General features: G+C 34.4%; 18 protein-coding genes. All 18 read left to right on the top strand.

The window, feature by feature from the left end; translation table 11 throughout:
- Positions 1-185 precede the first annotated feature (185 nt).
- The 18 genes from FC45_RS06435 (at position 186) to FC45_RS06350 (ending at position 19751) form a co-directional block, all read left to right on the top strand.
- Positions 186-482, top strand: coding sequence for a helix-turn-helix domain-containing protein (locus FC45_RS06435; protein ID WP_006584674.1), 297 nt, complete (start codon positions 186-188; stop codon positions 480-482).
- A gap of 339 nt (positions 483-821) precedes the next feature.
- Positions 822-1646 carry a hypothetical protein gene (locus FC45_RS06430; protein ID WP_048588031.1) on the top strand — a complete coding sequence of 275 codons (825 nt, stop codon included), beginning with the start codon at positions 822-824 and terminating at the stop codon, positions 1644-1646.
- A gap of 121 nt (positions 1647-1767) precedes the next feature.
- Positions 1768-2274 (top strand): sigma-70 family RNA polymerase sigma factor, encoded by a 507-nt coding sequence (locus FC45_RS06425; protein ID WP_006584676.1) that lies wholly within the window; start codon positions 1768-1770, stop codon positions 2272-2274.
- Positions 2275-2514: 240 nt separating this feature from the next.
- On the top strand, positions 2515-3393 hold the full coding sequence (locus FC45_RS06420) for a PRD domain-containing protein (RefSeq protein WP_006584677.1): 879 nt from the start codon (positions 2515-2517) through the stop codon (positions 3391-3393).
- Positions 3383-3727 (top strand): PTS sugar transporter subunit IIA, encoded by a 345-nt coding sequence (locus tag FC45_RS06415; protein WP_006588591.1) that lies wholly within the window; start codon positions 3383-3385, stop codon positions 3725-3727. Before FC45_RS06420 ends, FC45_RS06415 begins: the two co-directional genes overlap by 11 nt.
- Before the next feature lie 5 nt (positions 3728-3732).
- Positions 3733-5142, top strand: coding sequence for a 6-phospho-beta-galactosidase (gene lacG / locus FC45_RS06410; protein ID WP_006584679.1), 1410 nt, complete (start codon positions 3733-3735; stop codon positions 5140-5142).
- Positions 5143-5157: 15 nt separating this feature from the next.
- The gene (locus FC45_RS06405) at positions 5158-6873 is read left to right on the top strand and encodes a PTS lactose transporter subunit IIBC (RefSeq protein ID WP_006588590.1); all 1716 of its coding nucleotides are present in this window, start codon (positions 5158-5160) and stop codon (positions 6871-6873) included.
- Positions 6874-6900: 27 nt separating this feature from the next.
- Positions 6901-8190 carry a PTS sugar transporter subunit IIC gene (locus FC45_RS06400; RefSeq protein WP_006587791.1) on the top strand — a complete coding sequence of 430 codons (1290 nt, stop codon included), beginning with the start codon at positions 6901-6903 and terminating at the stop codon, positions 8188-8190.
- A gap of 14 nt (positions 8191-8204) precedes the next feature.
- Positions 8205-10091 (top strand): DUF4838 domain-containing protein, encoded by a 1887-nt coding sequence (locus tag FC45_RS06395; RefSeq protein WP_021350988.1) that lies wholly within the window; start codon positions 8205-8207, stop codon positions 10089-10091.
- Between the two features lie 270 nt (positions 10092-10361).
- Positions 10362-10895, top strand: coding sequence for a type III toxin-antitoxin system ToxN/AbiQ family toxin (locus FC45_RS06390; protein ID WP_006587790.1), 534 nt, complete (start codon positions 10362-10364; stop codon positions 10893-10895).
- A gap of 124 nt (positions 10896-11019) precedes the next feature.
- On the top strand, positions 11020-11367 hold the full coding sequence (locus FC45_RS06385; RefSeq protein WP_006584684.1) for a hypothetical protein: 348 nt from the start codon (positions 11020-11022) through the stop codon (positions 11365-11367).
- A 7-nt stretch (positions 11368-11374) separates the two neighbouring features.
- Complete coding sequence (locus FC45_RS06380) at positions 11375-13051, top strand: formate--tetrahydrofolate ligase (protein WP_006584685.1); 1677 nt, start codon at positions 11375-11377, stop codon at positions 13049-13051.
- Positions 13051-13509 carry a signal peptidase II gene (gene lspA / locus FC45_RS06375; RefSeq protein WP_006588588.1) on the top strand — a complete coding sequence of 153 codons (459 nt, stop codon included), beginning with the start codon at positions 13051-13053 and terminating at the stop codon, positions 13507-13509. The genes FC45_RS06380 and lspA overlap by 1 nt, the downstream gene beginning before the upstream one ends.
- Positions 13509-14414, top strand: coding sequence for an RluA family pseudouridine synthase (locus tag FC45_RS06370; protein WP_006584687.1), 906 nt, complete (start codon positions 13509-13511; stop codon positions 14412-14414). Before lspA ends, FC45_RS06370 begins: the two co-directional genes overlap by 1 nt.
- A gap of 7 nt (positions 14415-14421) precedes the next feature.
- The gene (locus tag FC45_RS06365) at positions 14422-15480 is read left to right on the top strand and encodes a carbamoyl phosphate synthase small subunit (protein WP_006584688.1); all 1059 of its coding nucleotides are present in this window, start codon (positions 14422-14424) and stop codon (positions 15478-15480) included.
- 1 nt (position 15481) lies between these two features.
- A complete protein-coding gene (locus FC45_RS06360; RefSeq protein WP_006587789.1) occupies positions 15482-18655 on the top strand; it encodes a carbamoyl phosphate synthase large subunit in 3174 nt (1057 codons plus the stop codon).
- A gap of 102 nt (positions 18656-18757) precedes the next feature.
- A complete protein-coding gene (locus FC45_RS06355; RefSeq protein WP_006587788.1) occupies positions 18758-18931 on the top strand; it encodes a hypothetical protein in 174 nt (57 codons plus the stop codon).
- Between the two features lie 271 nt (positions 18932-19202).
- A complete protein-coding gene (locus FC45_RS06350; protein ID WP_006587787.1) occupies positions 19203-19751 on the top strand; it encodes a hypothetical protein in 549 nt (182 codons plus the stop codon).
- Positions 19752-20072: the final 321 nt, after the last annotated feature.

The following is a 20072-nucleotide window of genomic DNA, read 5'->3' as shown; positions in this document are numbered from 1 at the left end:
TCCAAGTGCAATTATGACATTAGCCATAATATATAAGCTCCAGTCTATTCCGAATAAACATACAAGCACTTCCAAGTTGAATAAATGAAATGTGAGGGGATGTAGTTATTCTTCACTACGAGCTCGTCTTCTTGATGAGCTTTTTTATGATAAAATATCAGTATTAGGAGGGTATAAGGGATTATATGGACCGCACTAATCTGAAGAATTATCTAAAAGATAATTATGAAAATGACCAAGATTTCGCTAAGGACTTTGTTCAATGTAGCCTTAACGTTAATACTGGTATCGCAATTATTAACTTACGCAAGAAGATGGGGCTTACTCGTGAAGAATTCGCTCGATATGTTAATATGCCACAAGCAACTATTTTACAGATTGAACAAGGTGATGTTGATGTGACAACTGACTTGCTTGTGAAGCTAGCTACGGCATCTAAGCAACATATTGAGATTAATTTTAGTCCAATTTTTGACGAATAATTAGCAATTAATATAATCATAGGCAATTACATACTATCGATGTAATTGCTTTTTTTGTTAGAAAGGGCTTAACTGCTTGATAGCCAAGGAAGATGCGTGATTTATAGGTGATTAAGTTATTACAATTTAAGCGTAATTTGATACCGCTTTTTTCTAATTCGGGTGTAATTTTTATCCCGAAAATTCAATTACTATATTAATAATGTCTAGCAAAAAATACGTTCTTTAGCAATTCTTAATAATATATTGCTTGTAAATTAATGAAAAAGCCGATATTATTAGCAAATATATTTATTTAAGTATCATAAATATTCAATTTTTAATTTATTAGGAGGATTTATGGCCACAAAACGCCAAGCTAATTTACCAACTGCTACCGAATTTCAAGTTTGGGATAAAGAAAAGATAAGAAAGTACATCCCCAATCATCAAGCCTTAAAAGAATACATTACGATTGACTCTACTTATAAAATAAAACCGTCAATGATTGTCTTATTTGATTTCAGTTCAGAACCAATTATTGGCAAATATAAGTCGGTGATTTTTGACACGGAAGCTGGCATTATCTTAACGACCAAGAATTCTCGTCAGCTCTTTAATTCTTTATCCCAAAGCAGTACCCTTGGCTTAAAATACCAGAATAAACTTCGTCAGCAATTAGGTCTTAAGAGAAAGCACGTTTTTGCCCTTGGAAATTATGCTTATTTTTCTCTAAATGGCTTTAGTCAATTGAATACTAGTTGGTTAGCTCTTCATCAGCTGTCTGACTTTATTCAATTGGCAGAAACAGAAGCCCAAGCCTCTACAATCAAGCTAAATTCTACTCAATACTTATTTAAGTTCACTTCCTGTGCACCCCACATTCAAAAGCGCCTGCATGAATCAATCACCTTGAACCAAGAATTAAAAGAGACCGCCATCAATTTTCAAAATGAACTTGGTCTCAATCAAACACTAAATGATAGCTTACTTACTGAAGAAGAACGGCTTTTTAAGTTACAATTAGCTACCAAGCCGACACTTGCATCCCTGATTAAGCAAGTTCACAATGATGATTTTGAACAGTATAGTTTCTTTATGAAGAGTCAGACTGGCACAATCTGGACTAAAAACGATCATCAAACGTGCCTAAGCTTTACTAGACGCAATAACTTAATGTTTTAACTTAGCCTGCTGCTAGCTCAATCAAGCTTAGTTCCTCCTTTAGCTTGGTTAGAAGCTAGCTTTATTTTTAAATATTATTAACTTCGCAAGCTTGCAAATAACCGCAAGAAGGAAGTTAATTATGAAAAAAGAAAATATCTCACCACAAAGTTTGTTAACGGCTTGGGAAAATAAAAATCTTGTTACCCGAGTTCTAAAGAAAGCCCATGTTTATCGTAGTTATAGTGAATATGAAGACTTATTTCACGAAGGTTTAATTACCTATGCACGGCTGCTTGACCGCTTTAAAGAAAAAAGTCTAACTGAAATTAATAAGCTAGCATATAAGAAGATCTTCTGGAAGATTAATGATGAATTACGTAAAGAACAAAGAAGGGCTGAACTTTTCCTCCCAATTGAAAATCAAGATTTTGAACTAGAAGAAGAACTTAGTAGGGAAGACTGGCTAGTTTTAGCTAATGAACTTGGTCAGCTTACCGAAATTGAAATGGTAATTTTTAGAGAGCATTTTATTGAAAAATGCGCCTTAAAGACTTTAGCTAGTAACTATAACTTTAGTCTGCGCACTCTCTCAAGAAAAAAACGTGAGTTAATTATTCGTATGAAGGCCAAACTCAAAAGATGCTAGTAATATAGTACGTTTTATTATTAATTTGTTGGCTTAAATGATATGATACCTTTAAGAAGTAAAAGTTCGTAATTTCCGCGTCTTTATAACTATGTAAGGGTTTACAGATGCAAGAAGACATGATAAACTAAAGTCATAGGATAATTATAAAGTGGATTGTTACTTTAATTAGGCAAGACCACAAACACGAGTTACAACTGTACTCGTTGTTTGTGGTCTTTTTTGTTGGAGGAATTAGCTATGACATTCCGGCTAGTGCAAGTATTGAATAATAATGTGGGATTAGCTTCGAAGGAAGATAACTCACAAGTAGTAATTATGGGAAAGGGCCTGACTTTCCAAAAGAAGAAGGGAGATACTATTAAGGCTAGTGCAGTTCAGAAAGTTTTTAAATTACATGAAGAAAATCCATCAGATTTAACATCCTTGTTATCAACAATCCCTTTGGACTTTCTTACAGTAAGTTACAGCTTGATAGATGAAGCGCAAGAAAAATATGATTATTCAGTTGAACCATATATTTATACAACCCTAACAACTCACCTTTATGAATCAGCCAAGAGGTTAACCAACGGTAAGTTAATTGAAACATACTTGCCTGATTTAGAAAAAGATTATCCTTTACCCTATGAAATTGCAGGTTATGTATTAGATGGTTTTGCTACAAGACTTAATATCAACTTCCCTAAACAGGAACAAAAAAGTGTTGCCTTGCATTTTTTGAATGCAAGAACTGATATTCATACACAGAACCAGGTACAAAGAAAGGCAGTTAATAAGAATAAACAAATACTTGCGATTGTCGAGAATGAATTGAATAATCATCAAATTTATCGAAATCGAGATAATGCCAATGATTATGAACGATTATTAGTGCATTTGAAGTATTTTATCAATCGGATTAATCAAAAGCCTGTACCCAAAGTTTTATCTGAGACAATTATTAAGGAGATTATAAAAGATTACCCTCAAACTTTTGCAATCGTCCAAAAGATAAATGAGCAGATAAAACAAAAGATGGGCTTAGAATTTACGAATGATGAACAAGTCTACTTGACAATACATATTCAAAGGCTGATTAGAGAGGAGGAGAAAGATGACAAACATAATGAAAAATAGTGAGGATGTCAACACAATCGGTTTCTCAATTGTGGCTTATGCCGGAGATGCCCGAAGTGACTTAGTTGATTCGCTAAAATGTGCCAAAGATGGGAAGTTTGAAGAAGCACATCGCTTAGTTGTAGAAGCTGAGAAGTCAATTAACTTAGCTCATAATATTCAGACTAAGATGTTGACAAAAGAAGCCAGTGGTGAAAACTTGACACTTTCGTTTATTATGGCACATGGACAAGATACCTTGATGACTACAATGCTCTTAAAAGATCAAATGGACACAATCCTTGACTTATATGAAAGGGTGTTTGTATTAGAGAAAAAACTAGAAGTGGAGTGAGCTGAATGGCGCAAGTCAAAAAACTACCTAAGGGGTTTCTTTTAGGAGGAGCAACTGCAGCTTATCAAGTTGAAGGGGCTACTAAAGAAGACGGTCGTGGTCAGAATATGTGGGATGTCTATTTGGCTAAACAAGGCAAATATTCCCCCGATCCCGCATCTGATTTTTACCATCATTACCCTGAAGATATTGCCCTAGCAAAAAAGTTCGGCTTAAATGCAATTCGCCTATCGATTTCTTGGGTTAGGTTGTTTCCTAAGATTGATGGGCCGGCTAATGAGAAGGCAGTAGCTTATTATCATGATTTGTTTAAAACGTGTCTTGATAACGGAATAACACCTTTTGTAGCCTTGCATCATTTTGACTCTCCACAAGAAATGCTTGAAGAAGGAGATTGGCTTAATCGAAAAAATATTGACCGATTTATTAAGTATGCGAAATTCTGCTTTCTAATTTTTCCTGAAATAAAAAATTGGTTTACGATTAACGAATTAATTTCTTTAGCTAGTGGACAGTATTTGGGTGGGCAATTTCCACCAAATCATCATTTCAATGTATCTGAGGCAATCCAAGCTGAACATAATATGCTAGTGGCACACGCTCGAGCTGTAATTGCTTATCATGATTTGCATCTGCCAGGAAGAATTGGGTGTATCCATGCCTTGAAGACAGGATACCCAAATTCTAGTCGACTCGAAGATATTCAGGCCTGCCAAAGATATGATGCTTACAATAATCGCTTCTTGCTTGATGGAACACTACTTGGTGAATATCAACCTGAAACTATGGATTTACTGCAAGAAGTATTAGCAGCCAATAATGCAAGTTTGACAATTTTACCAGAAGATTTAGCAATTTTGAAAAAAGCTGCACCCCTTAATGGGATGTTTGGTATGAATTACTATCGCAGTGAATTTATCAGAGAATATCATGGTGAAAGTATTGATCAATTTAATTCAACGGGGGAAAAGGGCACAAGTGCTTTTAAGTTTAAGGGAGTAGGCGAGTTTGTCAAACGAACAGAAGTGCCAACTACTGATTGGGATTGGAATATTTATCCGCGCGGCTTGTTTGATATGTTAATGCGAATTAAGCGTGATTATCCGAATGCACCAACTATTTATCTCACAGAAAATGGCATGGCGCTAAAAGAGCAGCTAAATGAAGATTATACTGTTGACGATAGTCGCAGAATTGACTTTATTGATCAACATTTAGAGCAAGTCTTAAAAGCGCGAAAAGCGGGAGTAAATATTCAAGGCTATTTTGTTTGGTCACTGCAAGATCAATTCTCTTGGGCCAATGGCTATAACAAGAGATACGGATTATTTTATGTGGATTTTAAGACACAAAAACGATACCCAAAGAAAAGCGCTTATTGGTTTAAGCAATTAGCGGCTTCGATTGAGGAGTAAGGATGTGGGTTTATCATGAATAAAATAGTAAAGTGGATCCAGAAGCACCAAGACGTCTTTCTAAAAATATCTAAAAACAATTATTTAATGGCAATAAAAGATGGTTTTATTTCGATCATGCCATTGGTAATGTTTTCCAGTTTAATGATTTTGATTGTTCAATTACCAACTCTCTTTGGAATTGTAATACCGGCTAATGCCAAACTTATTATGGTAAAAATTTACAATTTAACAATGGGAATTATGGGGCTAATGGTCGCTGGCACGACAGCGAAAGCCCTAACTGGTAACTTCAATCGGACTATGCCAGAAGGAAAGGTAATCAATTCTACCTCAACAATGATTGCTGCAATGTCTGCCTTTCTTTTCTTAGCAGTTAGCCCAGATCCTAAAACTGGCTCCCTTGATGTCGGCTTTTTAGGAACGCAAGGCTTATTGAGTGCCTTTGTAGCTGCCTTTTTGACAGTAAATATTTACAGATTTTGTATTAAGAAAAATATTACGATTAGACTACCAAAAGAAGCTCCTGGGACCATTGCCCAAAGCTTCAAGGATATTTTCCCATTTGCGTTTTCAGTTTTATCCTGCGTTTTAATTGATTTAATTAGTAGAGCAGCAGTGGGAGCTCCATTTGCATCAGTATTTCAAAAGACTTTAACCCCACTCTTAAAAGGGGTAGAAACTTATCCAGGGATGTGTTTAATCTATGGATTGAGTGCACTCTTCTGGTTTGTAGGAATTCATGGCCCATCAATTGTAATGCCAGCTGTAACTGCCTTCCAATTGGCTAACACTGAAGCTAATTTAAAGCTTTTTGAAGCGGGCCAACATCCCTTGCATGCAATGACTAACAACTTTGGTAACTATATTGCTGCAATTGGTGGGACTGGTGCTACTTTTATCGTACCTTTGGTTTTGATTCTCTTTATGAAGTCAAAACAATTAAAAACTGTAGGGAAGGCCTCATTTATTCCAGTTTTGTTCGCTGTTAATGAGCCTTTGCTGTTTGCTGCACCACTAGTTTTAAACCCATATATGTTTGTTCCGTTTATCTTAACACCTATTTCTAATGTAATTTTAGGTAAGTTCTTTATCGATGTGTTGGGGATGAATGGCATGATTTATACCTTGCCTTGGACGGTTCCTGGGCCAATTGGAGTACTACTAAACACTCATTTCCAACTTATCTCCATCATCTTCGTAATTATTATGTTAGTGATGGATGCAGCTATTTACTATCCATTTTTACGAGTATATGATGCTGAACTAGTTAAGCAAGAACAAAGTAAAGTACAAAAGCTAGCTGAAGAAGAGAACTTTGAAAGCACAGTAAAGGAAGAACTTTCCGAAAAAGAAATAACAGAAAATCAAGAGCAAGAACAAAAAGAAACAAATCATCCAAACTTGACAAAAGAGCTAAAAGTCTTAGTTTTATGTGCTGGCTCTGGCACTAGTGCACAATTAGCTCGTGCTTTAAATGAAGGAGCAAAAGAAGAAAAAATGCCTATTATCGCAAATTCAGGTGCTTATGGTGCCCATTATGAAATCATGGCAAATTACGATGTGGTTATTTTAGCCCCACAGGTACGTTCTTTTTACTCCGATATGAAAGCGGATACAGATAAATTAGGTATTAAACTACTTGCAACTAAGGGGGCCGAGTACATTGAAATGACTCGTAACCCAAAGCAAGCTGTAAAATTTTTGCTTAGTCAACTGGATCTAAGTTAGTGGTTTTAATCTTAGGAGGAAACTACCATGCATAAATTTATGGATTTTTTGCAAAATAAATTAGCTCCTTTTGGAGAAAAAGTTAGTAAACAACGTCATTTAAAGGCGCTGCGTGAAGGTTTCATGCTGGCAATGCCATTAGTTTTAATTGGTTCGCTTTTCCAAGTTATTGCAAGCTTCCCATTAGAAAGTTTTACTAAATGGCTTCATCAAACAGGCTTAGACCTTATTTTCAATAACTTAATTAGTAACAGTTTTGGCTTGATTGCCTTGCTAACATGTTTTGGTGTGGCTTATCGTTTAGCTACTTCATACAAGGTAGATGGCTTATCTGCAGGTGCATTGGCAGTTGCAAGTATGTTGCTAGCGACACCATCAATCACTGATAAAGCTGGTGTAGCAGGTATTCCATATCCAGGAATTGGTGGACGTGGTTTATTCACGGCAATTATCGTTGGTTTAGTTACAGCTGAAATTTTCCGTTGGTTCATTCAAAAAGACATTACTATTAAAATGCCTGATAGCGTACCAGAAGTTGTAGGTAAATCATTTATGGCTTTAGTACCAGGTGCTGTTATCTTAACATTCTTTGAAGCAATCACTTGGGGAATTTCCTTAACTCCAATTGGTAATTTAAACAACTTACTAGGAATTGTAATTGGTACACCTTTAGGTTTAATTGGTGGAACTTTAATTGGTACATTTATTGCTATTTTACTTAACTCATTATTCTGGTTCTGTGGTGTTAACGGTGGTCAAGTAGTTAATACAGTTATGCAACCAGTTTGGTTACAAGCAGCAACTGCAAACTTAGCTGCTTGGCAAGCAGGAAAGGCTTTACCAAATATTATTACCCTTCCATTTATTGACTTATTCGTTTATATCGGTGGTGGTGGTGCTACAATCGGTTTAGCACTTTGCTTAATGTTCTTGAGTAAGAGTAAAGAATACAAGGTATTAGGTAAAGCAGCTGGTATCCCAGCCTTCTTTAACATTAACACTGCTATCTTGTTCAGTTTCCCAACTGTATTAAACCCAATTATGTTAATTCCATTCTTATTAGCCCCAGTAACGAATGCAGTTATTACTTACTTTGCAATGGCTTTACATTTAGTTCCTTTAACTACTGGTGCTATCATGCCTTGGACTATGCCACCAATCATCGGCGGATTCTTCGCTTGTGGTGGTAGTTGGGCAGCCGCAATTTTACAACTAGTGTTAGTTATTGTTTCATTCTTTATTTACTACCCATTCTTTAAAGCAGCTGATGCCGCTCGTTTAAAGGCCGAAATGGAAAAATCAGATAATAGAAGATAGAGTAGGAGTTCATTATGACCATTTTAATTAAAAATACTGCCAGCAATCCTACAGTAGATTATGCTGCAAGTGAACTTGCATATTACTTAGAAAAGATGACTAAAGCAGAAGTTGGCTTTAGTACAGACGAAGCTGATATTGTATTAAAGTTAGTAGCTGATGATGAAGAAAATGATCATGCCCAATATCAGTTACAAGACAATCAAGTTATTATTGCTGGTAATCGACCAGTAGCAGTATTAATTGCTAGTTATCAATATTTACATGCTTTAGGTGCTAGATTTTTAAGACCAGGTAGAGAGAATGAATTAATTCCTAATATTGAAGTAGAAGAAATTAAGCAAATAAAAGCATACGATCATGTGGCAAGTTACAAGCATCGTGGAGTATGTATTGAAGGAGCCAATTCATTAGAAAATATCTTGGAATTTATTGAATGGCTTCCAAAAAATGGCTTTAACAGCTTCTTTATTCAATTCGCTAATCCGTATACTTTCTTAAAGCGTTGGTATAGCCATGAATTCAATCATTATTTAGAAGGACGCGATTTAAGTGATGCGGAAATTCAAACGATGAGTGATGAAATTGATGAAGCTATGGCTTTACGAGATTTGCGTCATCACCGTGTTGGACACGGTTGGACTGGTGAAGTACTTGGCTATTCATCAGAGTTTGGCTGGGAGAGTGGAGTTGAATTAGCAGAAGACAAGCGTGACTTAGTTGCTAAAGTTAATGGTAAGCGTGACTTAATTCAAGGGACACCAATTTTTACTAACTTAGATATGAGCAATCATAAAGTTAATGAAGAAATGGCTAAAGTAATTGTTGATTATGCAGCAAAACATAAAGAAGTGGATTACTTACATGTTTGGCTATCAGATGGTGATAATAATGTGTGTGAATGCGATGAATGTCAGAAGATTTTACCAGCTGATCAATACGTCAACTTTCTAAATTATCTTGATGAAAAGCTGACAGAAGCTGGCTTAGACACCAAGATTTGCTTCTTACTTTACCATGAACTACTCTTTGCACCAGAGGAAAGCAAGATTAAGAATCCGGAACGTTTCGTTTTAATGTTTGCGCCTATTAGTAGAACTTTTGAAAAGAGTTATGCTGATGTTGATTATGAACATGGTATTCCTGAACCAACACCTTATGTAAGAAACAAAACAACTTTGCCAAACTCACTTGAAGAAAACTTAGCATTTCTATTTGATTGGCAAAAGAACTTTAAGGGCGACAGTTTTGTCTATGATTATCCACTTGGTAGGGCACATTATGGTGATTTAGGCTATATGGAAATTAGTCAAATCATTAGTCGAGATATTCGTTACCTTGATAAGTTACATTTAAATGGCTACATTAGCTGTCAGGAATTAAGAACTGGTTTTCCAACTACTTTACCAAATTATGTAATGGGTCGCACTCTTTGGGACAAGAGCTTAACATATGAAGAATTAGAAAAGGAATACTTCACAGCAGCCTTCGGTAAGGAGGGCATGACTGTGGCAGCATATCTTGAAAAGCTATCTAATTTATCAAGCAGTGACTACTTCAACAAGATTGGTAGTCGAATTAATGCTCAGCTAGCTGCTCAATACCAGGGATGTGTAAGTGAAGCGGTTGCGATTTTGCTAGTAGTGATTAAGGGCTTGAAGGATAGCCAAGCTAGTCAACATGAAAATTGGCGAGTTCTTGCATATCACCGTCAAGCAGTAATTAAATTAGCTACTGCATTAGGTCTTCAAGCAAGTGGCAAGCAAGCCAAAGCAGAAGAGGCTTGGATTGATTTCCAAGATTTCATTAAGTTGCATGAAGCAAATTTTGAACCATATTTAGATGTCTATCGAATTATTGAAGTTGCAACTAATTATGCAGGATTTAAATATCGGGAATAAGTAGAATAAATTAGTATCACAAGTTCAACTTACTGATGTAGGTTGAACTTGTTTTGTCATCAAGTCAAAAATATTGATAACAAAAATTAGTGCTGATATAATATAAGTGTAAAAGTTAGGTAAGCTCGGCCTTATAAGTGAGCGTCATAAAAGTCAGGTGAGCTCGGCCTTATAAGTGAGCGTTATAAAAGTCAGGTGAGCTCGGCCTTATAAGTGAGCGTTATAAAAGTTTGGAGTACCAACTGGTACTCTTTTTTTATGGAGTGTTCAATGAAAAAAGAGAAGCTATATTTATACAATATCAGCTCTAAATATGTAGCTGAACTGCATAAGCTTGATAAACATGTTTTTTATCATCATGGATTACATGATCGTCCATATGTTGGTATTCTTATAAAGCTTGATAATTTTAACTATTTTGCACCTTTAGGTTCTCCAAAAAAGAAGCATAAAAAGATAAATGAAAATATAACATTTTCTAAGATTAATTATAGGAATCAATTCTTAGGGGTAATCAATTTTAATAATATGATTCCAGCTCCTAAAAGTATGTTCCAAAAAATAAATATTCAAAAAATAGAAGATTCTAAATACAGCAACTTACTTTCAAGTCAATTAAGAGCGATTCAAAAGCATTCAAATAAGTATAAGCATAAGGCAAATATACTTCGTATGAAGGTTAAAAAGCATGAACTTGAGAGTAAACAATTAGAAATATGCAATGATTTCGAAACCTTAGAAAGGCATATTTATATAGTTGAAGAAAAACTTCTAAAATTCACTACGGTTAATAAAAATAATTAGCACCACAAGTTCAACTTACTGATGTAGGTTGAACTTGTTTTGTTTTATAAAAATCATACCTTACCTTATACTATTAGCAAGCATTTTGCTATAATTAAAACTGTTTGGTAATGGAGGTCTTTTAATGAAGAAACATTTATTTTTCCTCGGTAAAGCAGGAACAATTTATTACAGTTGGCTAATGGTTTTGCTCTTTATTAGCTTGATTATCGCCTTAGAAGGGAATAAGGCGATAATGTGGCCGGCAGTAATAATAGGAAGTATATTTTTAGTAATCGCTATCTATACCTTTTTATGTTCCTATATTAAAGAAGAAAAAAATTCTTTATTACTAAAGTTACCATATAAAAAGAAAGTAGTTTTAACACAAAAGCCACAGAAAGTTGCTAGTTGGCATGCTTTTCATATTTATCATGTAGAACTATCTAAATATGAAGCTGTTAACTACATGATTATCCAAAAGAAAGGGTAGTGGTCCAATGAAATCAGATATAGAAATTGCACAAGCAAGTCAAACCTTGCCAATTACCGAAATCGCTAAAAAGCTTGGACTTAATGAACAAGACTTAGAGTTATTTGGATCAGATAAGGCAAAAATTAACTGGTCAGCTATCAAAAATGCTAAAGCAAATCACCATTTAGGAAAATTGGTTTTAGTTACTTCGATTAGTCCTACTCCAGCAGGAGAAGGCAAATCAACAATGACTATTGGTTTAGCTGATGCTTTAAATAACCAACTCCATGAAAAAACTTTAATTGCACTGCGTGAACCCTCAATGGGACCAGTCTTTGGGTTAAAGGGTGGAGCTACTGGTGGTGGACAAGCACAAGTTATTCCAATGGAAGACATTAACTTACATTTTACTGGTGATATGCATGCTTTGACCAGTGCTATTGATACCTTAGCTGCATTAGTTGATAACTATATTTATCAAGATAATAGTTTAAAGTTGGATTCGAACCGGATTCTTCTAAAACGCGGCCTTGACGTAAATGATCGTACTTTACGTAAGATTACCTTAGGACAAGGTTCTCGTTTTAATGGGGTTGAACATGAAGCGAGTTTTGCAATTACAGTAGCTAATGAGTTAATGGCTATTTTGTGTCTTGCAACTTCAATTATCGATCTTAAACAACGCATTGGTAACATGTTAGTTGGTTATTCTACTGAAGATAAGCCTGTCTTTGTTAAGGATTTACATTTTGAAGGGGCAATTGCTGCACTTTTAGGTAAAGCATTAAAACCTAACTTAGTCCAAACAATTGAACATACTCCAGCTTTAGTTCATGGTGGACCTTTTGCTAATATTGCGCATGGTGCAAATAGTGTCATGGCAACTAATTTGGCTTTACATTTAAGTGATTATGTTGTAACAGAAGCCGGCTTTGGAAGTGACTTAGGTGGACAGAAATTTATGGATTTTGTTTCTACACACTTAGAAAAAGCTCCTGATGCAATAGTGGTGGTTGCTACTGTTCGTGCGTTGAAGTACCAAGCTGAACAATCAACTGATAACTTATCTAATGAAAACTTGGACGCTTTAAGAGAAGGATTCAAAAACTTAGAACGGCATATGAATAATATGCGTCAATATAATCGTCCAGTAATTGTTTTAATTAATAAATTTGATTCAGATACAGATGCAGAACTTGCCTTGCTCCAAGATTTGATTGCTGAACATGGCATTGATAGTGAAGTTGTAACTTACCATAATGATGGATCTAAGGGTGGTATTAAGGCTGCTGAAAAAGTTCGTGCTTTAGTTAACCAGGAACAAGGCGAAATAATGCGTTCTTATGCTAAAGACGATACAATTCAAGTTAAAATTGAACAAATTGCTCAAAAAATCTATCACGCTGGTAAAGTTGAATACAGTGAAAAGGCACTTGACCAAATTGAGCATTTAAAAGAACTTGGAAAAGATAAATTGCCGGTAATTATTGCAAAAACTCAATATAGTTTTAGCGATGACAAAAAAGTTCTCGGAGCACCAACGAACTTTACTTTGCATGTTAAAAACTTAGCCTTGAAAAATGGAGCTGGATTTATCGTGGTTTCAACTGGTTCTATTTTAGATATGCCAGGTTTACCAAAGCATCCCGCTGCATTAGACATTGATATCGATGATGATGGAAAGATAAGTGGTTTGTTCTAATGCAACTACTATATCTATTTATCGCTTTTTTAGTTGTTCTTTGTGATCAAGGTTTAAAATACTACATTAGTCATAGTTATATGTTAGGTCAGGAACATACATTAATTGATGGTTTACTATCATTTACTTATGTTAAAAATTCTGGCGCAGCTTGGAACATTTTAACTGGACAAATGTTGATATTTTACATAATTAGTATTATCGCAATAATTGCTTGTTTGTATTTCTTGTATAACAAAAAATACAATAATCCAATCTTTAAATCAGGAATTGGCCTTGTTTTAGGTGGAGTAATTGGTAATTTCATCGATAGATTACATTTAAAGTATGTCATTGACATGATTCAATTAGATTTTATTAATTTTAATATCTTTAATATTGCTGATTCAGCAATTACTGTTGGGATAATCTTAATTTTTATCTATTTGATCTTTTTCTCAGATAAGGATGAAAAATAGTGACTGATTTTGAATTAAATGTTTCAGCTAAAGCAGGACGATTAGACAAATATATAAGTGAGCATTCTGATCTATCACGCTCAAGAGTCCAAGAATTACTTACTAGTGGTGATATTTTAGTAAATAGTAAGCAAGAAAAACCTAGTTATAAGGTCGCAATTGGTGATAAAATCTCAGTTCATGTTCCTAAGCTAGTTCCACTAAATGTTGAACCAGAGGACATTCCTTTAGATATTGTGTACGAAGATAATGACGTGATTGTGGTTAATAAGCCGCAAGGAATGGTAGTTCATCCCTCTGCAGGTCATCCCAATCATACATTGGTTAATGCTTTAATGAACCATACTAAAGAACTAGCCGCTAGTCCTGAAGGCTTCCGTCCAGGAATCGTTCATCGAATTGATAAAGATACTAGTGGGTTATTGATGATTGCCAAAAATACCCAGGCTCGTGAAAGCTTAGAAAGTCAGCTTGCTCATAAAACTAATAAACGTGTTTATTTGGCAATTGTTCATGGAAATTTCAAAGAAGCATCTGGAACAATTGATGCACCAATTGCCCGTAATCCTAAAGAACGCAAAAAAATGGCAGTTGTTGAAAGTGGTAAAGCTGCAGTAACACACTTCAAGGTATTAGAGCAATATCCTAATTATGCGCTAGTAAGTTGTCAACTTGAAACTGGGCGTACTCACCAAATTAGAGTTCATATGAAATATATTGGCCATCCTTTAGCTGGAGATCCATTGTATGGTCCAAAGAAAACTTTAAAGGGACATGGTCAGTTTTTGCATGCAAAGATATTAGGCTTTAAGCAACCTAAAACTGGTCAATGGCTTGAATTTCAAGTTGAACCACCAGAAATTTTCCAGAAAAAGCTTACTTATCTGCGAGGCTTGAAGGGATAGGTTATAGATGAAACGATATTTGATATTAGAAGATGGGACATCTTTTGCTGGAGAAAGTTTTGGAGCTGAAACTATTTCTACAGGCGAATTAGCTGTTCAGACAAGTAATTTTGGCTACCAAGAAGCTTTAACAGATCCGACAAATGCTGGCAAAATATTAGTTTTTACCACACCGGTGATTGGTACAACTGGGATTAACTCTATTGACTATGAAGCTATTGATCCTAATGTTCGTGGTATTATTTGTAATGAAATCGCAACCCATATTTCTGATTCTCCCAATTTTCAGGAATTAGACTATTTCTTAAAAGAGAAAAAAATTCCTGCTATATATGGGGTTGATACTCGTGCACTTGCCCATAAGATTAGTAACCAAAGTAAAATTAAAGCTTCTATTATGGATACTAATGATGAGCATGCATTTGATCAGATTAGAGCCTTAGTTTTACCAAAAAATAAAACAGCAACTATTTCTACTTCTAATTCTTATGCTGCTCCTAATATCGGCAAAACTATCGCAGTAGTTGATCTCGGCTTGAAACATTCAATGCTGAGAGAATTGTCTTTACGCAAGGCTAACATAATCGTTGTTCCTTTTAATTCCAAGCCACAAGATATCCTTAATTTAAAGCCAGATGGATTAGTTATCTCAAATGGTCCTGGTACTGCTGCTGAGGTCAAAAAAGGATTAGCACCACTTTTTGATGAGTTTTATGGGAAATTGCCAATTTTAGGAATTGGTTTAGGATTTTTAGCAATATGTGATTATTTGGATATCGAATTAATTGACCTTCCTAAACCGTTTAATGGGGTTAATTACCCAGTTATTTTGCAAAATTCTAATACGATTTGGCAGACAGCGATGAATATTCCGCAACTTGCTCTTTCTGAAAATGGTGGCATCAACTTTACTGAAACATACTATGATTTGCATAGTGACTTATTAGCGGGTTTTTATTTAAAAGATAAAGAAGTTCTGGCAACCGCCTTTAATCCAGAAGGAGCTCCTGGGAGTTTTGATGGCTTAAGGATTTTTGATCAATTTATGCAATTAATGGAGAAGTAAAATGCCACTTGAAAATGATTTAAATAAAGTATTAGTCCTTGGAAGCGGACCTAATATTGTAGGCAGTGTTGCTGAGATGGATGCTTATACCAACTCCGCAATTAAGGCCTTTTTAGAGGATGATATTCATGTTGTCTTGGTAAACCCTAATCCGGCAACTGTTTCAAGTGATCGACAAAAAGGGGTTACTGTATACTTGGAGCCGATGACTTTGGCCTTTATGAAGCGAATTTTGCGAATGGAGGAGCCAGATGCAATTGTAACTGCCTATGGTAGTACTAACGCATTGGCCGTTGCTAAAGAGCTACTTGATGATGGCATAATTGATGATATGAAAATCAAGCTTTTGACAACTAATAATGAGTTACTTAACTTAGTTGATCATAAAAAGCAAATTGCCTTTATGCAAAAAAACAATTTTGCGACTTGCGAATCCTGGCATTTGGTTAAAACTGACACAAACGAAAGTATTACCGACTTACTATCACACGCGCGCTTTCCACTTTTAGTAACTAAATATCATCAATATATTCATAATGAACATTTTAAGTTTCAAAATGTAGCAGACCTTTCGGAATTTTTTAAAGCAGAAGCTGAAACTGAAGCAGATCATTTTAACCTAAACAATTATCGTTTAACTGAAGACTTATCTAATTGGGAAGAAGTTATTGTCGATGTATTAAGAGATAACCGTGGTAATTTTAACTTTATTAATATTTCTTCATGCTTAGAAGATGTGGCGATTAATTCTGGAGATTCGCTAATTATCAGCCCAGCATTGACCTTAAACAATGATCATGTTCGAAAAATTAGAAAATTAAGCAAAAAAATCATGAATAGGTTAAATATTCATGGCTTTTTGAGTATTCACTTTGCCGTTAGCCACCATGATACAGAAATTGAGCTAAAAGTTTTATCATTAAAGAACCGCTTAACTCGGACTAGTGTTGTTGCTCGAAGAGTTGCAATGTATGATATCGGTTATGTTTTAGCAAAAATTGCTTTGGGATATAACTTTAATGAAATTATGCAGCCCTTAACTGGACAAAATGCGGCTATTGAACCTGTTTTAGATGCAGTTTCAATCAAATTCCCATATTTTTCATTTAGTGAATCAGGCTTAAATCACTATGAATTAGGTGACATAATGCAGTCTAGTGGGGAAAGTATTGGTATTGGTCGCAATTTTGAAGCTGCCTTTTTAAAAGGATTAGAATCTAACTTTGATATTAATGGCTTGCGAGATTTTTATTATTTAGAAAAGAAGCAAGACAGGCAACAACTTTTGCAACGATTAGCTAATCCTGATGAGCTGCATATTATTACTTTGCTTGCAGCAATAAGTAGTGGGCTAACATACACCCAAATTCATGAAGTATGTCGCTTGCATCCGCTATATTTTGAAAAATTGACTAGAATTGTTGAAATTGCTAAGCAGCTCAAAAGTAACTTATCAAAAGATAGCCTTGAAATAGCGAAGAAATTTGGTTTTTCTAATTCATTTATTAGTATAATCACCCAAAAGAGCTTGGAGGATATCGATGATTTATGCCGAGAGTATAATTTTAATTCTTCGTATCTTCTTTTAGATGGGAGCGCAGGCTTGTATCAGGCAAATTGTTCTGTTTGCTATAGTAGTTTTAGCAGTGAAAACGAAGTTAATCCACTCAACTCTCAAAGAAAAGTTTTAATAATTGGTATGAAACCAATGCAAGTTTCTTTGACTAGTGAATATGATTATATGATTTATCATGCGTTGAAAACTCTAAAAGATGAAGGCATTGCTACTGTTCTAATTAGTAATAATAGTGAAGCAGTATCTACCGCATATGAACTAGTCGATCGGGTATATTTTGAACCAATTACTTATGAAAACATTGTAAAAATAGCCCGAAGAGAGGGGATAGATGAGGTTTTAACGCAATTTTCCGGTAAAGAAGTTAACCAACTAAGACCTAATCTAATCAAAGCAGGATTAAAGCTGCTAGGACAAGAAAACTTAATTTCTGAGCTTACAAAGCAAAAAATTAATGTTGAAGGACTACCAATTGAGTTAGTACCTAATAAAGAAATTTTCACAGAAGGACAAGCTAAGCAATTTGCTGAAAAATATGGCTTTCCTGTTTTAATTGGTGGACAAAATCGAGAATTAAAAGTAAAAAGTGCTGTTGTTTATGATATTCCGGCTCTTGAAAAATATATTAATGAGAATGATTTAGACGAGGGGACTATTTCACGCTTTATTGAAGGAAGAAAATATGAAGTAATTGCTATTTCTGACTCTCAAAATGTAACAATTCCAGGTATTATTGAACATCTTGAGCAGACTGGCTCACATGCTTCGGACTCAATTGCAGTTTTCCAACCTCAAAATTTAAATAAAGAGCAAAGAGCATTTTTAGGTAAGATGACAAAAGAAATTTTGCCACTAATAAAAATGAAGGGCTTATTTACTTTACACTTTTTGCAAGCAGATGGACAATTTTACTTGTTACAGGTCAAGACATATGCAGGTCATAACTTAGCCTTTTTGTCTAAGTCTTTGAATAGTGATTTAGTTGGAATCACAACTAAATGTTTATTAGGCAAAAGCTTGAAAGAACTGAATCTACCTGAAAATATTTGGCCAGCTAGTGATTTAATCCATGTGAAGATGCCAGTCTTTTCATATATTGACTATCAAAGTGGAAATACCTTTGACTCAAAAATGAAGTCCTCTGCTTCAGTAATGGGGCGGGATACGCTACTTTCCAAGGCTCTGTATAAAGGATATGAAGGTAGCAACTTGACCATTCCAAGTTATGGGACAATCTTTATCTCAGTTCGTGACGAAGATAAGCAACGGACAATTAATTTAGCACAGAGATTCCATAGATTGGGCTTTAAGTTAGTTGCTACTGAAGGGACAGCAACTATTTTAGCAGAAGCTGGTATTACGACAGGGATTGTCAAGAAAGTACAGGAAGATCAGCATAACTTATTAGAAAAGATAGCTAGTCACAAGATAGTTATGGTTATTAATGTGATTAATCTTTCAGATAATGCAAGTCAAGATGCAATCAGAATTAGAGATGTCGCCTTGAATACGCATATTCCTGTTTTTTCTAGTTTACAAACTGCCGAGTTGATTTTAGAAGTTCTTGAAAGTTTAGCATTAACCACACAGCCAATTTAGGAAGTCTTAATATATTTTCTCTAAAAAATTGCTTCTTATTCATAGAAAGTTCACAGCTTACAGGCATACTATAATCAAATCTAAGATAAAGGAATGATTAATATGTCAAACAAAGTTAGCAATACTAGCTTAAATAAGCAAGATATTTTGGAAAATGCTATTCCACTTGTAGCAAAGAAAAAGCATCGTTTGCTTAAATCTGTTGGCATTACAATTGTAAGTTTATCAGGATTAGTTGGTCTGGGTATTTTAGGTAGAAAAAGGCTCCTATTTTAAACAATCAATGTCGAAGTCTAAATAAAAATAATAAGTGAACAAAGCCCTGTTTTTACCAGTAATTGGTTAAAGACAGGGCTTTTTAGTAAGGATTTTATGATACCTTTGATATTCTTCGGAGTATGGTCTTATTTTATGATTGATTAAGAGTAAAGATTATATAGAGAAGCTGGTATATTTAGCAATTCTCTTTATAGGAATAGATAATAATCAATGCTATTATGATTTCAGAAAAAATCTATTTTCTATTTAGAGGGAGGATAAAATTTCCATGTTTACTCTATATTTTATGGCTATTGATTTATTAGAAGATAATTCAACTGAATGGGTATATAAAATTACAACAGATTATCAAGAAGGGCAAATAACTATTAATAAACAAACTTTTGATAGAAAACTTACCTCTTTTGAAAAAACAAGCAAGTGTGTTCAGATAAAAAAAGAAACTGTAGAATACGAAATTTACTATAGGATTGCTAAATTAATGAAAATAAAACCAGGTATTAAAGAATATTATTGGTTGCATTCTAGTAATTTTTCATTAATGCCATATGTTAACTTTATGTCAGTAAAGTTATTAGAAGATACTGATAGGGAATGGATATACGAAATCTATACTGATTGCGAAGAAGGTATGGTTATAATTGATAAAGAAACCAAAATTGGAGATATTACCTCTTTTGAATTAACTAGTAAACAGCTTAATGTAAAACGAGAAACCGTAGAATTTTGGATTTATTACTGTATACTTGATTTAATGAAAACGGATCCTGGTATAGATGAATTTTATTGGATAAACGTAAAACTAGATAAAGATTGATAATACTAGATTTTTATAAAAAGATACTCAACATTTTTATTACAATGATGCATAATAATTAAAGGAAAAGACTATAAAAAATGGTGGGATAGTTTTTTATGAAATTAGAAGTAAAAATAAGTAAAACAACAAGAAAAGAAAAAATTATAAGTGCAATTTCTTATTCAATCTTAGGAATTATTATTTGGTACTTCTTCTTTAGAAAGTAAGAAGTTTGATTGTAGAACTTTATCTATAGTGTAAGTGCATTAAGGAGAGAATTAATTTGTTAAATTTAGTCGACACAATTCTAGAGACCGTAAAATAGTTTGTGTAAGGATG

This window comes from Lactobacillus jensenii DSM 20557, assembly GCF_001436455.1.
In the GTDB taxonomy this organism is placed as follows: domain Bacteria; phylum Bacillota; class Bacilli; order Lactobacillales; family Lactobacillaceae; genus Lactobacillus; species Lactobacillus jensenii.
Note: the sequence above shows the minus strand (reverse complement) of the source record. Positions and strands in the feature narration are given on the sequence as shown.

Excerpts from the sequence above, each read along its gene's own strand:
- FC45_RS06435 (WP_006584674.1), top strand. The coding sequence starts at position 186 with ATGGACCGCACTAATCTGAAGAATTATCTAAAAGATAATTATGAAAAT.
- FC45_RS06430 (WP_048588031.1), top strand. The coding sequence starts at position 822 with ATGGCCACAAAACGCCAAGCTAATTTACCAACTGCTACCGAATTTCAA.
- FC45_RS06425 (WP_006584676.1), top strand. The coding sequence starts at position 1,768 with ATGAAAAAAGAAAATATCTCACCACAAAGTTTGTTAACGGCTTGGGAA.
- FC45_RS06420 (WP_006584677.1), top strand. The coding sequence starts at position 2,515 with ATGACATTCCGGCTAGTGCAAGTATTGAATAATAATGTGGGATTAGCT.
- FC45_RS06415 (WP_006588591.1), top strand. The coding sequence starts at position 3,383 with ATGAAAAATAGTGAGGATGTCAACACAATCGGTTTCTCAATTGTGGCT.
- lacG (WP_006584679.1), top strand. The coding sequence starts at position 3,733 with ATGGCGCAAGTCAAAAAACTACCTAAGGGGTTTCTTTTAGGAGGAGCA.
- FC45_RS06405 (WP_006588590.1), top strand. The coding sequence starts at position 5,158 with ATGAATAAAATAGTAAAGTGGATCCAGAAGCACCAAGACGTCTTTCTA.
- FC45_RS06400 (WP_006587791.1), top strand. The coding sequence starts at position 6,901 with ATGCATAAATTTATGGATTTTTTGCAAAATAAATTAGCTCCTTTTGGA.
- FC45_RS06395 (WP_021350988.1), top strand. The coding sequence starts at position 8,205 with ATGACCATTTTAATTAAAAATACTGCCAGCAATCCTACAGTAGATTAT.
- FC45_RS06390 (WP_006587790.1), top strand. The coding sequence starts at position 10,362 with ATGAAAAAAGAGAAGCTATATTTATACAATATCAGCTCTAAATATGTA.
- FC45_RS06385 (WP_006584684.1), top strand. The coding sequence starts at position 11,020 with ATGAAGAAACATTTATTTTTCCTCGGTAAAGCAGGAACAATTTATTAC.
- FC45_RS06380 (WP_006584685.1), top strand. The coding sequence starts at position 11,375 with ATGAAATCAGATATAGAAATTGCACAAGCAAGTCAAACCTTGCCAATT.
- lspA (WP_006588588.1), top strand. The coding sequence starts at position 13,051 with ATGCAACTACTATATCTATTTATCGCTTTTTTAGTTGTTCTTTGTGAT.
- FC45_RS06365 (WP_006584688.1), top strand. The coding sequence starts at position 14,422 with ATGAAACGATATTTGATATTAGAAGATGGGACATCTTTTGCTGGAGAA.
- FC45_RS06360 (WP_006587789.1), top strand. The coding sequence starts at position 15,482 with ATGCCACTTGAAAATGATTTAAATAAAGTATTAGTCCTTGGAAGCGGA.
- FC45_RS06355 (WP_006587788.1), top strand. The coding sequence starts at position 18,758 with ATGTCAAACAAAGTTAGCAATACTAGCTTAAATAAGCAAGATATTTTG.
- FC45_RS06350 (WP_006587787.1), top strand. The coding sequence starts at position 19,203 with ATGTTTACTCTATATTTTATGGCTATTGATTTATTAGAAGATAATTCA.